This is a genomic window from Streptomyces sp. CNX435 (genome assembly GCF_059570575.1).
In genome coordinates this window covers 78,694-95,801 of the sequence record NZ_JCANTA010000004.1, presented here as the reverse complement: position 1 = coordinate 95,801, position 17,108 = coordinate 78,694, and the positions used below count along the sequence as shown (strand labels likewise).

The following is a 17,108-nucleotide window of genomic DNA, read 5'->3' as shown; positions in this document are numbered from 1 at the left end:
CGCGGGGGCCGTATGACAGGACGTTCAAGTCTCGAGGTGCCACCTTGGCTTTCCAGATGCCGGACCGCGGCGGAGGCCCCACCGGGCCACGGATCAGTGTGGGCAGGCCGTCCCGGCGGGTACGAACGCTGCTGATGACGCTGGGTGTGCTCGCCATCCTGGGCATCATCTTCGTCATGTTCGCCGGCTTCTGGACGGACTGGCTCTGGTATCGCTCCGTCGGCTACTCCTCGGTCTTCACCACCCGGTTGTGGACCAAGGTGGGGCTGTTCCTCGTCTTCGGCGTGCTGATGGCGGTCGCGGTCGGCTTCAACATGTGGCTGGCCCACCGGCTCCGGCCGCCGCTGAGCGCGATGTCGCTGGAGCAGGAGAGCCTCGACCGTTACCGGATGAACCTCGCGCCGTACAAGAAGTGGGTGCTGCTCGGCGTCGCCACGCTGGTGGGTCTGATCGCCGGCGCCTCCGCGACCGGGCAGTGGCGCACCTGGCTTCTGTGGGTCAACGGCCAGTCGTTCGGCGAGAAGGACCCGCAGTTCCACAAGGACATCTCCTTCTTCGCCTTCGACCTGCCGTGGTACCGCTTCCTGCTCGGGTTCGGCTTCGTCGCGATCGTGCTGTGCGTGATCGCCTCCGCGCTCACCCACTACCTCTACGGCGGCCTGCGGATCTCCAGCCCCGGCGCGCGCGCCACGTCCGCGGCGACCGGGCATCTCGCGGTGCTGCTCGGCATCTTCGTGGCGCTCAAGGCGGTGGCGTACTGGTTCGACCGCTACAGCCTGGCGACCAAGACCAGCGGTCTGAAGACCACCGACGGCTGGACCGGCCTGCGCTACGTGGACGCGAACGCCTACCTGCCGGCGAAGACGATCCTCTTCGTCATCGCGATCATCTGCGCGCTGCTGTTCTTCGCCACGCTGTGGCGGCGTACGTGGCAACTGCCGCTCATCGGCCTCGGCCTCATGGCGCTGTCGGCGATCCTGATCGGCGGGCTGTACCCGGCGATCGTGCAGAAGTTCCAGGTGCAGCCCAACGAGCAGGCCAAGGAGACGCCGTTCATCGAGAAGAACATCGATGCGACGCGCAAGGCGTACGACATCGACGGTTCTCAGGTGACGGACTACTCCGGCCAGGCGCCCGAGGACACCACCAACGAGCAACTGCGCAGCGCCGTCGACACGACGGCGAGCGTCCGGCTGCTCGACCCCAGCGTGGTCTCGCCGACGTACCAGCAGCAACAGCAGGTCCGCGGCTACTACCAGTTCCCCGGCACCCTCGACGTCGACCGGTACGAGGACGAGGACGGCAACTCGCAGGACACCGTCGTCGGTCTGCGTGAGATCAACGTGGGCGGCATCCCGGAGAAGGGCTGGATCAACAGCCACTTCCGGTACACCCACGGCTACGGCGTCGTGGCCGCCAAGGGCACGGAGGTCACCAACGACGGCGACCCGTCGTACACCGAGAAGGACCTGCCGCCCGAGGGCGAACTCGGCGACTACGAGCCGCGTATCTACTACGGCGAGCAGACCCGGGACTACTCGATCGTGGGCGGTCCGCAGGACGAGGTCGACTACGCCGACGACCGCGGCGAGAAGACGTACCGCTACAAGGGCGACAGCGGCGTCGACCTGTCCAACCCGATCAACAGGGCCGCGTACGCGCTGACGTTCAGCGAGCCGCAGATCATGTACTCCGGTGCGATCGGCGAGGGCTCGCAGATCATCTACAACCGCACCCCGAAGGAGCGGGTGGAGGCCGTCGCGCCCTGGCTGACGATCGACGGCGACCCGTATCCGGCGGTGGTCGACGGCCGCATCACGTGGATCGTCGACGCCTACACCACCAGCAACGGCTATCCGTACTCGACCAGGACCACCCTGGGCGACACGACGGCTGACTCGCTGACGGACGACCAGCGTTCGGTGGTCGCCCAGCAGAACCAGGTCAACTACATCCGCAACTCGGTGAAGGCCACGGTTGACGCGTACGACGGCAGCGTGGACCTCTACGAGTGGGACACCGAGGACCCGGTGCTCAAGACGTGGATGAAGGCGTTCCCCGACACGGTCAAGCCGCGCGGGGAGATCAGCGACTCGCTGATGGACCACCTGCGCTACCCGCAGGACCTGTTCAAGGTCCAGCGCGAGCTGCTGACGCAGTACCACGTCACCAGCCCCAAGCAGTTCTACTCCGGCAGTGAGCAGTGGGAGATCCCGGACGACCCGACCACCAAGGTCGAGTCTTCGGTGCCGCCCTACTACCTCAGTATGAGGATGCCGGACCAGGACTCGCGGACGTTCTCGCTGACGACCACGTTCACGCCACGCAACCGCAACAACCTCGGGGCGTACATGGCGGTGGGCGCGGACGCGCGCAGCGAGGACTTCGGGGAGATCAGAATCCTGAAGCTGCCACCCAACAGTCCCGTGCCGGGACCGAAACTCGTGCAGTCCAGATTCAACTCCAACGCCGCGATCGCCGACCAGATCAACATCCTTCAGAGAGGCGACTCGGAAGTCATCTACGGCAACCTGCTGACGGTGCCGTTGGAGGGCGGACTGATCTACATCGAGCCGGTGTACGTGCAAGGCACCGGCACCGGCTACCCATTGCTGCGCAAGGTGCTGGTCACGTACGGCGATCAGACGGCCTTCGAGGACACGCTGCCCAAGGCGTTGAACGTCGTCTTCGGGGTGGAGGAAGCGACACCACCCGAAGACCCGGGCGAGGAGCCACCACCGGAAGAGGAACCGCCGACCGGGGGCAGCCTCCAGGACGCCGTGGAGGACGCTCAGAACGCCTACGAGGACGGTCAGCAGGCGCTCCAGGACCAGGACTGGGAGGCGTACGGCCAGGCCCAGGAGGAGCTGGAGGAGGCCCTCCAGCGGATCGAGGAGGCCCAGCAGACGGGCGCGAACGGCGACGACGGAACCGGCGGTGGATCCGGTGACGCCGGTGCCGATGGTGCCGACGGCGGCGCCGACGGCGGCGGAGACGGCGGAAGCGGCAGTGACGCCGGTGATGCCGGTGACGGCGGAGGCGGCGGGGCCTAGCGCGGCCGTGGCCCGCCGGACGGGATGTCCGGCGGGCCACGGGCCGGGCGGGACAGCGGCGTTGGGGCGCTTCGCACCGTGATAGCCTTACGGCACACGACGCGGGGTGGAGCAGCTCGGTAGCTCGCTGGGCTCATAACCCAGAGGTCGCAGGTTCAAATCCTGTCCCCGCTACGCGAGATCGAGGCCCGGAGTCCATCGGACTCCGGGCCTCGACGTGTGTCTGACGCGTGGTCTGTGGGCGGCCGTGGGGGCGGTGGTGCGAAGGGGGGGATGCATCGTGCAGATGTTCTTGAGGTCATTGTTTTGGGGGTTGTGGGCGTGACAAGGTTTGATGAGTCGTTGTGTCGGGAAGTCGACAAACCGCTGAAGTGACCTTCCTGGCTGAGGTATACCAGGTGTACGCGGGTTGCAGGTGGTGCGACGATGGACCTCATGGGGGACGAGGCAAGGGTGTTGGATGCCCGTAGGACAGGGGGCACCGGTGGGCCGGAGCGCGAGGCTCCCGCCGCCGGTGAGCTGAAGGCTGCGCGCGGTACGGATCCGGCCGTGGCGGAGCTGAGCACGCGGGGCGCCGCCCTGCTGCGCAGGGGCGATCTGGACGGCGCGGAGCCGGTGTTGCGCGCCGCGACCGCCGAGGGCGATCGGGCGGCGGCGAACAACCTGGGCGTGCTGCTCTACCAGCGCGGCCTGGTCCACGAGGCGGCCGGCTGGTGGCGTATCGCCGCGGTCGGCGGCTCGCCCGCCGCCGCGCACGCGCTCGGGCGGTACTACCGGGAGAACGGCGACGAGCCCGGCGCCGAGTACTGGCTGCGCCAGTCCGCCGAGGCCGGGCACGCGCTGGGCGCGTACGCGCTCGCGGACCTGCTGGAGCACCGCAGCGACGTGGGCTCCGAGCGCTGGTTCCGCATCGCGGCGGACAAGGGTCACCGCGAGGCGGCGTACCGCCTTGCGCGCATCCTCGACACCGGCACCCGGGCGCCGTCCGGCAGCGGCGTCGAGACCGGCACGCGGCTGTCGCCGCCGGCGGCGCGGCCGGGCACGGTGAGCCTCGTACGCGGCGCGGCCGGGGCCGGGGACGACCCGGTCGCCGAGGCCGAGCAGTGGTACCGGCAGGCCGCCGCGCGCGGGCACGTGCGCGCCGCGCTGCACCTCGGCACGCTCCTGGAGGAGCGCGGCGAGTCGCAGGAGGCCGGCCGGTGGTACGTGATCTCCGCGCGGGGCGGTGAGCCGCGCGCGGCCTGCGCGCTGGGCTTCCTGCTGCGCGACGCCGGTGACGACGCCAGCGCCGCCGTGTGGTGGCGCCAGGCGGCGAAGGACGGCGACGGCAACGCCGCGAACGCGCTCGGCGCGCTGTACGCGGACCGCGGCGAGCCGCAGGAGGCGGAGCGGTGGTACCGCGCGGCCCTGGCCGCGGGCGACGTCAACGGCGCGTACAACCTGGCGCTGCTGTGCGCCGGGGAGAGCCGGGTGGAGCAGGCCGAGCAGTGGTACCGGCAGGCCGCGTACACCGGACACTGCGAGGCGGCCAACGCGCTGGCCGTGCTGCTGCTGCAGCGCGGCGACGCCGCGGGCGCGGAGCCGTGGTTCTCGAAGGCCGCGGAGGCGGGGAGCGTCGACGCGGCGTTCAACCTCGGGATCATCCACGCGGGCCGGGAGGACGAGGCAGGCGCCCGGCAGTGGTACGAGCGGGCCGCGTCGGCCGGGCACGTGGAGGCGGCGCTGCAGGTCGGCATCGCGCTGCTGCGCGACGGCGAGGAGAAGGAGGCCGAGCACCGGCTGCGGACGGCCGCCGAGGGCGGCAGCGCCGAGGGGGCGTTCCGGCTGGCGGCGCTGCTGGACGACCGGCGGCCGGGCCCCGGAGCAGGGCCCGGGCCGGACGCCGCGGGTGCCGCGGGGTCGCGCAGCGCGCGGGCCTGGGGCGGCGCGGGGTCGGCGGGTCCGGCCGGCGCCGCGGGCGGCTCCGGCGGTCCGGATGCCTCCGGCGCCGACGCCGCCGAGTGCGAGCGGTGGTACGAGCAGGCGGCGCGGCAGGGGCACCGGCGGGCCCAGGTCCGGCTGGGCATGCGCGCGGCCGGCCGGGGCGACACGGAGGCCGCGGGCCGGTGGTACCGGGCCGCCGCGGAGGCGGGCAGCCGCAACGGCGCGTTCAACCTGGGCCTGCTGCTGGCCCGGGAGGGCAGCGTGCCGGAGGCGGCGATCTGGTGGCGCCGGGCGGCGGAGCACGGCCACGGCCGCGCCGCGCTGCGGCTCGCGCTGCTGGCCGCCCGGCGGGGCGACCTGCCGGAGAGCCAGCACTGGTCGTCGCGGGCGGTGGAGTTGGGTCCGGCGGAGGTCGCCGAGCGCGCCGCCCGGCTGCGGGACGCGCTCGCGCAGGAGCTGACCGCCTGACCGCCTGAGCGGCTCAAGGTAAGGGGCGACGGCAATGGCCGTCGCCCCTTACTCGTGGTCTTGCCCACAGCAAACGACGACAGCAGACAACGGCGGAGGCCCGGACCGTGTGGTCCGGGCCTCCGTCAGTGGTAGCGGGGACAGGATTTGAACCTGCGACCTCTGGGTTATGAGCCCAGCGAGCTACCGAGCTGCTCCACCCCGCGTCGGTGAAACCAACACTACCCCTGGCCGATCGACCAGCGCAAATCACTTACCAGGGGGCTACGCGCAGTCCGGGCAGATGCCGCGATACGTGACCTCCACGCCGGAGATCCTGAAGCCGAAGCGCTCCGCCGCGGGCAGGGTCGACAGCAGATCGCCCTCCGGGCGCACGTCGCGGATCGAGCCGCAGCGGCTGCACACCAGGTGCTGGTGGGCGCTGTGGGCGTTCGGGTCGTACCGCTTGGCGCGGCCGTCCGTGCTGACTTCGAGCACCTCGCCGAGCGCGACCAGCTCACCCAGCGTGTTGTAGACGGTCGCCCGGGAGATCTCGGGGAGCCGGGCGGTGGCACGCGCGAGAACTTCGTCGGCGGTGTAGTGCACGTGGTCGCCGTCCAGGACCTCGGCCACGACTCGCCGCTGTGCGGTGAGCCGGAAGCCTCGGCCGCGCAGTCGCTCCAGGAGGTCGCTCATGCATTCAGGGTAGCAGCGCACCGCTCTATGGCCAGAACCCATACGAACTTCATGGGCATCTTGACTTGGACTATGTCTAATGTAGGCTCCGTCGCAGACTGCGGCGATCGGTCGCGAGGTCGCGCCCCAGGCCCTGCGTGGCCGCGGGCCGGTTGCCGTACACGGACAGAGGGGTCGGGACGCCGGTCGGGCTCCCGGCCCCTCTGGCACGTTCGGTCGCGCTAGGCGAGGGCTGTCTCGCGGCGCGCCGGCTCCTGTTGCTGCAGGGTCCAGCAGCGGATGATGTCGCGTACGGACACGACGCCGACCGGCTCCGCGTCGTCGAGGACGATCAGATGGCGGAAGCTGCCGTGGGTCATGGCCTCGGCGGCGTCGTCGAGGGTCCAGCCGGGTGCGGCGAAGACGACGTCGGTCGTGGTGTGGTCGTCGGCCTTCTCCATGTCCGGGTCCTGGCCCGCGCCGACGGAGTTGAGGATGTCGCGCTCGGTCAGGATGCCGAGCCCGCTGGTGTCAGGGTCGAAGACGATCGCCGCGCCGACGCGCCGCGCCGACATCAGCCGGGCGGCCTGGCGGAGGGTGTGCGCGGGGCCGATGGTGAGGACCACCGTGCTCATGGCGTCACGGACGAGCATGGGGTGGAGCCACCTCCTAGGCGAAACGGGGCCCTGCTTGCCTGTGAAGGCTTTCACAAGTTCACAAGGTCTGTCTCTGCCAGGTTGGCACGCTCCGCGGAGGGCAACAAGGGGGCGGGAGGGTCCGGCCGGGCCGGGCACGCGCCTCCGTGCGCGGGTTTGCCGGCGGCCCGGGCGGGCGGCCGAGGGCCGGGACTGGGACCGGGACCGGGGCCGGTGGCCTACGGGCCGAGGTACTTCAGCAGCTCCTGGTGGAGCAGCCCGTTGGACGCCGCGGCATTGCCGCTGTGCGGGCCGGGCTCGCCGTCCAGACCGGTGAACGAGCCGCCGGCCTCTGCCACGATCGCCGCGCACGCCGCCATGTCCCACAGCGACAGCTCCGGCTCGGCGCAGATGTCGACCGTCCCCTCGGCGACCATCATGTACGGCCAGAAGTCCCCGTAGCCCCGGCTGCGCCAGCAGTCGCGGGTCAGGTGCAGGAAGCCATCGAGCCTGCCGCGCTCGTCCCAGCCGTGCAGCGAGGAGTACGCGAACGAGGCGTCCTCGATCCGCCGCACGCCGGACACCCGCAGCGGGCTCGCCTTCGCCAGGCTGCGCCCGGTGTACGCGCCGCCACCCTCCACCGCCCACCAGCGGCGGGCGAGGGCCGGCGCCGACACGACGCCGACGACCGGCTGGTTGCCCTCGGCGCCCGGGGCCATGAGTGCGATCAGCGTGGCCCAGACGGGCACCCCCCGCACGTAGTTCTTGGTGCCGTCGATGGGGTCGATGATCCAGCGCCGCGGGCCGGTGCCCTCGGTGCCGTACTCCTCGCCCATCACCGCGTCGCGCGGCCGGGCGCGCCGCAGCGAGGAGCGGATCAGCTCCTCCGCCGATCTGTCCGCCTCCGACACCGGAGTCAGGTCCGGCTTCGTCTCGACCTTCAGGTCGAGGGCCTTGAACCGCTCCATCGTGGCGGCGTCGGCGGCGTCCGCCAGAACGTGGGCGAGACGCAGATCATCATGAAAACCGGCCATGCAACGAACAGTAACCCCAAAGGTGCACCGTCAACCGTCGCCGAGGCGCGTGGCGGGTCTCCGAGCCCCCGTACGGACCCTTGACAGCACCTGGCGGTGCGTCAATTCTGAGCGCACGGTCGCCCTCTGGAGGCCACGATGCCTACAGCGCGAGAAGGACTCCTCGACGCAGCCTTTGCGGCGCTCAGGAGCCGGCCCTGGGCGGCGGTGCGGATGGTCGACGTCGCCGCCGCGGCCGGGGTGTCCCGCCAGACTCTCTACAACGAGTTCGGCAGCAAGGAGGGCCTTGCCCAGGCCCTCGTCAGACGCGAGATCGACGGCTATCTCGCGGGCGTGGAGCGGACGCTGGCCGGTGCCCGCAGGTCCGGTGCCGACGCCGGCGGCCGGCTGCTCGCCCTGGTCGCCTGGACGCTGCGCGCCGCGCGCGGCAACCCGCTGGTGCGCGCCGCGCTCACCGGGTGCTGGGGCGAGCAGCTGCCGGCCCCGGCGCGGCACGTGGCCGCGCGGGACGGGGCGCCGGGGGAGCGGCGTGCGGAGCGGGACCTGTCCGTGGAGTCGCCGGCCGAGCTGGTCGACAAGGTACGCGACGGGGTACTGCAGGCGCTGGCGGAGCAGTTGCCGGGGGCGCCGGCCGAACGCCGCCGGGTCTGCGAGGCGGTGACACGGCTGACGCTGTCGTACGTGGTCGCGCCGGCCGCCGGGGGCGAGGACGTGGAGCGGATGGTCCGCGGGCTGCTGCCGGTCAGTGCGCCGAGCCGGACAGCTGCAGGCCGATGACGCCGACGATCACCAGCGAGATGGAGACGATCTTCAGCGTGGAGACCAGGTCGCCGAGGAAGACCATGCCGTAGAGGGCGGTGCCCGCGGCGCCGATGCCCGTCCACACCGCGTACGCCGGGCCGACGTCCAGCTTCTTCAGCGACAGCGTCAGCAGACCGAAGCTGCCGAGCGCGAACGCGCAGAAGGCGACCGTCGGCCAGAGCCGGGTGAAACCGTGGGAGAGCTTGAGGCAGACCGCGAAGCCGGTTTCGAGGAGCCCGGCCACGACGACCAGCAGCCACGCCATCGTGTGGTGCCTCCCATTCGGTTGACGCTCCAGCGATTATGCCCAACGCGCCTCCGCGGCCGCGACGGAAACTGCCGGACGGCTTCGATCACTCGTCGGCTGACAGCTCGTCAGTCTCCCTCGCGGCGCTCGCGGGTGGCGAGCAGGCGGCGCAGCGAGGCCAGCCGCGCGGGGTCCGCGTGGCCTTCTGCGGCCCAGGTGTCGAGCGCGCAGTCGGGTTCGTCGTGGCTGCAGCTGCGCGGGCAGTCCGCCGTCCCGGGCTCCAGGTCGGGGAAGGCGTGGATGACACGGGACGGGTCGACGTGCGCCAGTCCGAAGGACCGCACGCCGGGGGTGTCGATGGCCCAGCCCTTGTCGTCGGGCAGCGGCAGGGCGAGCGCGGACGTGGTGGTGTGCCGGCCGCGGCCGGTGACGACGTTCACCTCGCCGGTGGCCCGCTGGCGTTCCGGCACCAGCGCGTTGACCAGGGTGGTCTTGCCGACGCCGCTGTGGCCGACGAAGGCGGTGACCCGGTCGGTGAGCAGGTCCAGCACGCGGGCGGCGCCCTCGCCGGTGGCCAGCTCGTCGCGGTTGCAGGCGACGGCCCGCACGCCCAGGGGCGCGTACGACTCCAGCAGCTCGGCCGCGGGCGCCAGGTCGGACTTCGTCAGCACGAGCAGCGGGTCGAGCCCGCCGTCGTACGCCGCGACCAGGCAGCGGTCGACCAGCCGCGGCCGGGGCGGCGGGTCGGCGAGGGCGGTGACGATGGCCAGCTGGTCGGCGTTGGCCACGACCACGCGCTCGTACGGATCGTCGTCGTCGGCCGTCCGGCGCAGCACCGACGTGCGCTCCTCGACCCGGACGATGCGCGCCAGCGTCCCGGGGTCGCCGGAGACGTCCCCGACGACGGCGACCCGGTCGCCGACGACGATGCCCTTGCGGCCCAGCTCGCGCGCCTTCATGGCGGTGATCGTGCGCTCCTCGACCAGGCAGGTGATGCGACCGCGGTCGATGGTCAGCACGAAGCCCTCGGCGGCGTCCTCGTGCTTGGGGCGGTTGCGGCTGCGGGGCCGGCTGCCCCGGCGGTCCGGGCGTACGCGGACGTCGTCCTCGTCGGGGTTCTTGCCATAGCGCCGCATCGTGCGGGTCAGTCTCTCGGGGCGGGGGCGGCGGGCGCGCCGGCTTCGGGCCCGGCGCCGGGAGCGGCGTCCGTCCCGGCATCCGTCCCGGCGAGCAGGCCGGCCCACATCTGGGGGAAGTCGGGCAGGGTCTTGGCGGTCGTCTCCACGTTCTCCACGAGCACACCCTTCACCAGCAGGCCCAGGACCGCGCCCGCGGTGGCCATGCGATGGTCGTCGTACGTGTGGAAGACGCCGCCGTGCAGCGGGCGCGGGCGGATCACCAGGCCGTCCTCGGTCTCGGTGACGTCGCCCCCCAGCCCGTTGATCTCCGCGGTGAGGGCGGCGAGCCGGTCCGTCTCGTGCAGCCGCAGGTGGCCGACGCCGCGCAGCCGGGACGGGGAATTCGCCAGCGCCGCCACCGCCGCGATACCGGGGGTCAGCTCGCCGACCTCGGAGAGGTCGATGTCGATCCCGCGTACACCGCCGGCCGAGGAGCCTCCCGAGGAGCCGGCGGAGGCACCGGAGAAGACCAGGTCCGTGCCCCCGGCGGTGGTCACCAGCTCGCAGGAGCCGCCCATCTCGGTGAAGATCTCGCGCAGCGCGTCCCCGGGTTGCGTGGTCTGCCGGGGCCAGTCGCGGATCGTCACCCGGCCGCCGGTGACGAGCGCGGCGGCCAGGAACGGCTGCGCGTTCGACAGGTCCGGCTCCACCGTCAGGTCCCGGCCCCGCAGGGCGCCCGGCGCCACCCGCCACACGTGGGGCTCGCCGCCGTCCTCCGGCGCGTCCACCTCGGCACCGGCCGCGCGCAGCATCTCGACGGTCATCCGGATGTGCGGCGTCGAGGGCAGCCGGTGGCCCGTATGCCGCAGCTCGACGCCCTTGTCGAAGCGCGGCGCGGACAGCAGGAGGGCGCTGACGAACTGCGAGGACGAGGAGGCGTCGACCTCGACCGCGCCGCCCGGCAGCGCGCCTGTGCCGTGCACCGTCAGCGGCAGCGCGCCGCGGCTGCCCTGTGAGGTGTCGTCGATCCGGGCGCCGAGGGCCCGCAGTGCGTCTATGACGCCGTGCAGCGGGCGCTCGTGGCTGCGCGGGTCGCCGTCGAAGCGGACCGGGCCGTCGGCGAGGGCCGCGACGGGGGGCAGGAAGCGCATCACCGTGCCCGCGTTGCCCACGTCCACCGAGGCGTCACCGCGCAGTCCGCCGCCGGGGCTGACGCGCCACTCCTCGGCGCCGTCCGGGCCCGCGGCCTCCTCGATGCCGACGCCGAGGGCCGTGAGGCCCCCCGCCATCAGGGCGCTGTCGCGCGAGCGCAGCGGCCGGCGCAGCCGGCCCGGCCCGTCGGCGAGCGCGGCGAGCACCAGCGCACGGTTCGTCACCGACTTCGACCCGGGCACGGTGACGGCGGCCGTCACGGGGGCGGCGGCGGACGGCGCGGGCCAGGGGCTGCTCTGCGAAGCGGTCATAGCCTTCACCCTATGCGGGCCGGCCCGCCCATCGCAGGGGCCGGCCGCGGCCTGTGGACAACCGGCCGGTTGTGGACAACCGGGCCGGGCGCGGCCCGGCGCGAGCGGGTGCGGACGGCGGCGGGCGGATCAGAGGTCGAGCAGCCAGCGGGCGCCGCCGGCGAGGGCGCAGAGCGCGACCACGTAGAACAGCAGCACCCACAGCCCGGCGGGGGTGTGCGTCAGCCGCCCCAGCTGGTCGGCGTCGGACTGCGGCGCCTCGCCGCGGCGCCGCTTGCGCTGCAGCTCGAAGACCGGCCGCACGCCGCCGAGCAGCAGGAACCACACGGCCCCGTACGCGAACGCGGCCTGCACCTCCGGCTCGGTCAGCCAGGAGACGAGGAAGAACGCGGCGCCGGTCAGGACGACGGTCACCACCCCGTACGCGTTCCGGATCATCAGCAGCATCGCCGCGAGCAGGGCGATCGCGCCCCACAGTGCCGCCGTGATGCGCCCGTCGGCCAGCAGCCAGGCGCCGGCGAGGCCGAGCAGCGGCGGGGCGGTGTAGCCGGAGGCGGCGGTGAGGACCATGCCGAGGCCGGAGGGCTTGCCGCGGCTGACGGTCAGGCCGGAGGTGTCCGAGTGCAGCCGTATGCCCTCCAGGCGCCGCCCGGTGAGCACGGCGACGAGGCCGTGGCCGCCCTCGTGCGCAATGGTGACGGCGTTGCGCGCCACCCGCCATACGCCCCAGGGCAGCACGGCGGAGAGCGCCACCAGCCCGGCCACCGCGACCAGCCACTCCGAGGGGTCGGGCTGCGTACCGACGACGCGGTCCCACAGCTCGCCGAGGCTGGTGCCTTCCATCGTGCCCTCCCGGTGCTCGGAACGAGCAGGGTAGCCAAGGCGGCATGTGCGGACTGTCAGAGGGGCGTGGCAGTCTTGTCACCCATGTGCGGACGGTACGCGTCGAGCAGGAAACCCGAGGACCTCGTCGACCTCTTCGACGTGGAGAAGTGGGACGCGGAGGAGACGCTGGCGCCCGACTACAACGTGGCGCCGACGAAGAACGTGTACGCGGTGCTGGAGCGCCCGGAGCGGGACTCCGACGACCCGCGGCCGGTGCGGCAGCTGCGGGCGCTGCGCTGGGGCCTCGTGCCGTCCTGGGCGAAGAACCCGGACCTGGGCGTCAAGATGATCAACGCCAGGGCCGAGACCGTGCACGAGAAGCCGGCCTACCGCCGGGCGTTCGCCTCGCGACGCTGCCTGCTGCCGGCCGACGGCTACTTCGAGTGGCTGACGTTCAAGGGCGAGCGGCAGCTGGAGGAGCAGGGCAAGAAGAAGCGCCCCCGCAAGCAGCCGTACTTCGTCACCCCGGTCGACGGCTCGGTCTTCGCGATGGCGGGGCTCTTCGAGTTCTGGCGGGACAAGACCCTGCCGGACGAGGACCCGCGCGCGTGGTGGGTGACGTGCACGGTGGTGACGACGGAGGCGGAGACCACGGAGCTGGCGGGCGGCGCGGCCGGGGAGTCCGGGCCGCACACCCTCGCCGACATCCACCCGCGGATGCCGCTGATGCTCCCCCCGGACCGCTGGGACGCCTGGCTCGACCCGGCCAACAAGGACCCCGAGGAGCTGCGCGAGCTGCTGCGCCCGCCGCCCCCGGGGCTGCTGCGGGCGTTCCCCGTGTCGACGAAGGTGAGCGACGTGCGGAACAACGGCGCGGAGCTGGTGGAGGAGATAGCGGCGCCGGAGGAAGAGACGCTGTTCTAGGGGCCGAACCCTACGCAGTCCGCCCGGCTACGGAGTCCGCCCGGCCGGAACGTGCCCAGGCGGCGGCTCCCCGGGGCCGGGTCGGCGTCCGGATCTCCACGGCCTAGACTCCCCGGCCATGGCCTACATCCAGGAAGTTTCCGGCTTACTCGCGCGCGGGGGCCGCGGCGGAGGTTACCGCGGCGGCGGCGCCGGCGCCGGCGGTGATGGCGATGGCACGACGATGATCATCGTGCTGGTCGTCATCGCCGTGATCATCGTGCTCATCGTCCTGATGGCCCGTGCCCGCGCTAAGAAGCAGAATCAGTAGAAGAAGCAGAAGATGGCAGAGGAAGCACGTGCCCGACTGATCCGCTGAGCCGGGCGGACGGCTGCCCGCACGGATCTGCCGACGTCCCCGGTGCGGGGGCGCCGGGGGCGCGTACGGCTCGCCTAGATTGTGCCGGGTGAAGCCCACCACGGAGACCGTCGCCACCCCGCCCGGCGACGCCCGCATCACCTGGCACCGGGCCGCACGCCCGCGGCTCGTGCTCGCCCTGAGCCACGGCGCCGGCGGCGGCATCGAGACCCGCGACCTGCGGTCGCTGGCCGCCGCGCTGCCCCCCGAGGGGGTCACCGTCGCGCTCGTCGAGCAGCCCTGGCGGGTCGCCGGCCGCAAGCTGGCGCCCGCGCCCAGGACCCTCGACGCCGGCTGGACCGCGCTGTGGCCCGCCCTGGAGAAGCCCGGTGTGCCGGTCGTCGCCGGCGGGCGGAGCGCCGGCGCGCGGGTCGCGTGCCGCACGGCCCGCGCGCTCGGGGCCCGGGCGGTGCTCGCGCTGGCCTTCCCGCTGCACCCGCCGGGCAAGCCGGAGAAGTCGCGGCTGGCGGAGCTGCTGGACGCCGGGGTGCCGACCCGCGTGGTGCAGGGCGAGCGCGACCCCTTCGGCGGCCCCGCGGAGTTCCCCGCGGACGTCGACGTCGTGCCCGTGCCGTACGCGGACCACGGCTTCGCCGTGGCCAAGAGCGCGCCACCCGACGACGCCGGGACCGCCGCCACGATCACCGCCGCCGCGGCGGAGTGGCTCGCCGGCCTGCGCTGACGCCCCGGAACAGCCCACCCCGAGCCCGGGTGTCCTGCGGAACCGCCGGGAATGCGCCATCGGGGGCGGGCGTTGTCGCCGATGTACGTTCCACGCGATCAACGAAGGGAAGCGTATGAGCAGGGTTGCATGCCCGTCGCGTCCGCAGCCGGCGGCAGCGGAGAAGTACTGGGCGGCGGATGTGCACGGACGTCGTCTATCCTCCGAACCGTACGGGGCCACTAATGGCTCCGCCACGGTGCTGGAGGAGGTGGGTCTCGTCACTGGGACCGACGCGGGGAAGGGCGAGTCGGCCGAGGAGCGGTCGGCGCCCGAGGAGACGTCCACCGAGCGGAACGCGCGCTTCGAGCGCGACGCGCTCCAGTTCCTCGACCAGATGTACTCGGCGGCGCTGCGCATGACGCGCAATCCCGCCGACGCCGAGGACCTGGTGCAGGAGACGTATGCCAAGGCGTACGCGTCCTTCCACCAGTTCCGCGAGGGCACGAACCTCAAGGCGTGGCTCTACCGCATCCTGACGAACACGTTCATCAACTCGTACCGCAAGAAGCAGCGCGAGCCGCAGCGCAGCGCCGCCGAGGAGATCGAGGACTGGCAGCTCGCGCGCGCCGAGTCCCACATGTCGACGGGCCTGCGCTCCGCCGAGGCCCAGGCGCTGGACCACCTGCCGGACTCCGACGTGAAGGAAGCCCTCCAGGCGATCCCCGAGGAGTTCCGTATCGCGGTGTATCTCGCGGACGTCGAGGGGTTTGCCTACAAGGAGATCGCCGACATCATGGGGACACCGATCGGTACGGTCATGTCCCGGCTGCACCGTGGTCGCCGTCAGCTGCGCGGCCTCCTGGAGGACTACGCGCAGGAGCGCGGCCTGATGCCGGCGGGAGCCGGACCCGAGTCGGCCGGCTCGCACACGGGAAAGGGTTCGGGATCATGAGCTGCGGAGAGTCGCACGAGACTGATTGCTCAGAGGTCCTCGACCACCTCTACGAGTATCTCGACCAGGAGATGCCCGAGGGGGACTGCGCGAAGATCCAGGTGCACTTCGACGAGTGCAGCCCCTGTCTGGAGAAGTACGGCCTGGAGCAGGCCGTGAAGAAGCTCGTCAAACGCTGCTGCGGCCAGGACGACGTACCGACGGACCTGCGCGCGAAGGTGATGGGCCGGATCGACCTCATCAGGTCCGGCGACGACGTGCCGGAGCAGCCTGTGCTCGACACCGGGAGCACGGGGAGCACCGGTGACGACGGCCGCTCCACGTCACTCGAAGGTGCGAATCCACCCGGCTCGTAGTGTTCTTTTGCGCAACTGCGCCCCATTCGGCCGTAGGCGCCGCCCTATGCTCCCCAACTCGTACGGAGTACAGCGCGGACGAGGAGCGTGGGGCGCATGCGGCGGGTGGCGCAGGTCTCTGCGGCCGGGCGCGGCTGCCTGCTGTGCGCGGTGCTCGCCGCGGCGGCCTGTGCCGCCCCCGCGCTGCGGCCCGGCGCCCCGATCCCCTGGGCCGCGGTGGCCCTGCTCGCCACCGTCTACGCGGCCGGTGAGCACCTCTGGCGCTGCCCGCCGCTGGCGGGCCGGGTGCCCGACGGCATCGGCGCCTTCTTCCCGGTCCTGCTTGCAGGAGCGTTTCTGCTGCCGCCCGCCGCGGCGGCCCTCGTCCCGCTCCCGGGCGCGCTGACCGCCCGGATCGCCGAGCAGCCCGCCGCGCCACGACGGCTGTGGCGGGCCGCGGAGCTGGCGCTCGCCGGCTGGGCGGCCGCGTACGCGCAGGAGCGCGTGCCCGGCGACGCCAGGCTCGGCCCGGCTGGGTTCCCCGAGCTGCTGCCCGCCGCGCTAGCCGCGGTCGCGGCCTTCTGGACCGTGCTCACCTGCCTCGACGCCCTGATGCAGGCCGCCGCCGAGCGCCGGTCGCCGCGCGCGGCGCTCGCCGGCGCGCCCGCGGCGGCGAGCGCGTACCTCGTGCACGGCCTCGCCGGGCTGATGATGGCGATGCTCTGGCACAGCCCGCACGGCCCCGCCAGCGGGCTGCTCGTGCTGCTGCCGATGGCCATCTCCTGCTGGGCGTTCGCCCAGGCCAACCGCGAACGCGCGGCGCACCAGGCGACGATCCGGGCACTGGTGCAGGCCGTCGACATCAAGGACCGCTACACCCGCGGGCACAGCGAGCGCGTCGGCCGCGCGTCGGTGCTCATCGCGCGCGAGCTGGGCATGGACGAGCGCCGGCAGGAGGTGCTGCGGTTCGCCGGGATCCTGCATGACGTGGGCAAGCTCGGGGTGCCGACGCGCATCCTGTGCAAGGACGGGCCGCTGACACCCGAGGAGCGGCGGGTCATCGAGCTGCATCCGGAGTACGGGCACGAGATCGTCCGCGGCATCGGCTTCCTGGAGGAGGTGCGCTCGGCGATCCTCCACCACCACGAGCGGATGGACGGCGGTGGTTACCCGTACGGGCTCACCGGCGAGCGGATTCCGGAATACGCCCGGGTGGTGGCGGTGGCCGACGCCTTCGACGCCATGACGTCGACCCGCTCCTACCGGCGGGCGCGCGGGGTGCCCGCGGCGCTGGCGGAGCTGCGGCGGTGTGCGGGGGAGCAGTTCGACCCCCGGATGGTGCAGGCGCTGGCCGGCGCGATCGAGCGCCGCGGCTGGCACGCCGAGGTCACCGCGGACGAGCCCGCGCCGCTGCGGCGTGCCCGTGCGGGCGGCGCGGCGGACGGCGGGGCGACCCCGGACGGTGGCGTGGTGCTCAGCGGCGGTCTCGCGGCGTCGCGGGTCCCCCACCCGGGCGGCGGGGCTCCTGCCGCCGGGGATCCGCGCGGCGCCGCGGGCGGGCCCCCGGCGGCCGGCGGCGGTCGGCTGTGAGCCGGGCACGGCAACCGTCCGGCGC

At 72.9% G+C, this 17,108-nt stretch carries 16 protein-coding genes and 2 tRNA genes; 10 read left to right on the top strand and 8 right to left on the bottom strand.

Annotated elements, in window-relative coordinates; translation table 11 throughout:
* Positions 1-56 precede the first annotated feature (56 nt).
* The 3 genes from T328_RS09410 to T328_RS09400 all read left to right on the top strand — a co-directional run bounded on the left by T328_RS09410 (position 57) and on the right by T328_RS09400 (position 5,444).
* Complete coding sequence (locus T328_RS09410) at positions 57-3,053, top strand: UPF0182 family membrane protein (protein ID WP_496495746.1); 2,997 nt, start codon at positions 57-59, stop codon at positions 3,051-3,053.
* Between the two features lie 100 nt (positions 3,054-3,153).
* Positions 3,154-3,227, top strand: a tRNA-Met gene (locus tag T328_RS09405).
* Positions 3,228-3,602: 375 nt separating this feature from the next.
* Positions 3,603-5,444: a tetratricopeptide repeat protein gene (locus T328_RS09400; protein WP_496495745.1), complete on the top strand. Its 1,842-nt coding sequence runs from the start codon at positions 3,603-3,605 to the stop codon at positions 5,442-5,444.
* A 129-nt stretch (positions 5,445-5,573) separates the two neighbouring features.
* Here the strand turns inward: T328_RS09400 and T328_RS09395 are convergent.
* The 4 genes from T328_RS09395 to hisN all read right to left on the bottom strand — a co-directional run bounded on the left by T328_RS09395 (position 5,574) and on the right by hisN (position 7,767).
* Positions 5,574-5,650 (bottom strand) — tRNA-Met (locus T328_RS09395).
* Between the two features lie 58 nt (positions 5,651-5,708).
* Positions 5,709-6,119: a Fur family transcriptional regulator gene (locus T328_RS09390; protein WP_496495475.1), complete on the bottom strand. Its 411-nt coding sequence runs from the start codon at positions 6,117-6,119 to the stop codon at positions 5,709-5,711.
* A 221-nt stretch (positions 6,120-6,340) separates the two neighbouring features.
* Positions 6,341-6,751: a CBS domain-containing protein gene (locus T328_RS09385; protein ID WP_496495474.1), complete on the bottom strand. Its 411-nt coding sequence runs from the start codon at positions 6,749-6,751 to the stop codon at positions 6,341-6,343.
* A gap of 221 nt (positions 6,752-6,972) precedes the next feature.
* Positions 6,973-7,767 (bottom strand): histidinol-phosphatase, encoded by a 795-nt coding sequence (hisN, locus tag T328_RS09380; RefSeq protein ID WP_496495473.1) that lies wholly within the window; start codon positions 7,765-7,767, stop codon positions 6,973-6,975.
* Between the two features lie 138 nt (positions 7,768-7,905).
* Here hisN and T328_RS09375 point away from each other — a divergent pair, with 138 nt between their 5' ends.
* Positions 7,906-8,544: a TetR/AcrR family transcriptional regulator gene (locus tag T328_RS09375; RefSeq protein WP_496495472.1), complete on the top strand. Its 639-nt coding sequence runs from the start codon at positions 7,906-7,908 to the stop codon at positions 8,542-8,544.
* On the opposite strand, the gene T328_RS09370 is transcribed toward T328_RS09375, so the two are convergent.
* The 4 genes from T328_RS09370 to T328_RS09355 all read right to left on the bottom strand — a co-directional run bounded on the left by T328_RS09370 (position 8,510) and on the right by T328_RS09355 (position 12,239).
* Positions 8,510-8,833 (bottom strand): DMT family transporter, encoded by a 324-nt coding sequence (locus T328_RS09370; RefSeq protein WP_496495471.1) that lies wholly within the window; start codon positions 8,831-8,833, stop codon positions 8,510-8,512. The two genes, T328_RS09375 and T328_RS09370, sit on opposite strands and share 35 nt — an antisense overlap.
* A gap of 110 nt (positions 8,834-8,943) precedes the next feature.
* Complete coding sequence (gene rsgA, locus T328_RS09365) at positions 8,944-9,951, bottom strand: ribosome small subunit-dependent GTPase A (RefSeq protein WP_496495470.1); 1,008 nt, start codon at positions 9,949-9,951, stop codon at positions 8,944-8,946.
* A gap of 8 nt (positions 9,952-9,959) precedes the next feature.
* Complete coding sequence (gene aroA, locus T328_RS09360; protein WP_496495469.1) at positions 9,960-11,396, bottom strand: 3-phosphoshikimate 1-carboxyvinyltransferase; 1,437 nt, start codon at positions 11,394-11,396, stop codon at positions 9,960-9,962.
* Positions 11,397-11,525: 129 nt separating this feature from the next.
* Positions 11,526-12,239, bottom strand: coding sequence for a M50 family metallopeptidase (locus tag T328_RS09355; RefSeq protein WP_496495468.1), 714 nt, complete (start codon positions 12,237-12,239; stop codon positions 11,526-11,528).
* Between the two features lie 84 nt (positions 12,240-12,323).
* Between T328_RS09355 and T328_RS09350 the strand changes: the two genes are divergently transcribed.
* The 6 genes from T328_RS09350 to T328_RS09325 all read left to right on the top strand — a co-directional run bounded on the left by T328_RS09350 (position 12,324) and on the right by T328_RS09325 (position 17,083).
* Positions 12,324-13,145, top strand: coding sequence for an SOS response-associated peptidase (locus T328_RS09350; protein WP_496495467.1), 822 nt, complete (start codon positions 12,324-12,326; stop codon positions 13,143-13,145).
* Positions 13,146-13,263: 118 nt separating this feature from the next.
* Complete coding sequence (locus tag T328_RS09345; protein WP_496495466.1) at positions 13,264-13,455, top strand: hypothetical protein; 192 nt, start codon at positions 13,264-13,266, stop codon at positions 13,453-13,455.
* Between the two features lie 136 nt (positions 13,456-13,591).
* A complete protein-coding gene (locus T328_RS09340; protein ID WP_496495465.1) occupies positions 13,592-14,224 on the top strand; it encodes an alpha/beta hydrolase family protein in 633 nt (210 codons plus the stop codon).
* 250 nt (positions 14,225-14,474) lie between these two features.
* Positions 14,475-15,158 carry a sigma-70 family RNA polymerase sigma factor gene (locus tag T328_RS09335; protein WP_496495464.1) on the top strand — a complete coding sequence of 228 codons (684 nt, stop codon included), beginning with the start codon at positions 14,475-14,477 and terminating at the stop codon, positions 15,156-15,158.
* The gene (gene rsrA / locus T328_RS09330) at positions 15,155-15,514 is read left to right on the top strand and encodes a mycothiol system anti-sigma-R factor (RefSeq protein WP_496495463.1); all 360 of its coding nucleotides are present in this window, start codon (positions 15,155-15,157) and stop codon (positions 15,512-15,514) included. Before T328_RS09335 ends, rsrA begins: the two co-directional genes overlap by 4 nt.
* Positions 15,515-15,619: 105 nt before the next feature.
* Positions 15,620-17,083, top strand: a complete 1,464-nt coding sequence (locus T328_RS09325) for an HD-GYP domain-containing protein (RefSeq protein WP_496495744.1) — start codon at positions 15,620-15,622, stop codon at positions 17,081-17,083.
* Positions 17,084-17,108: the final 25 nt, after the last annotated feature.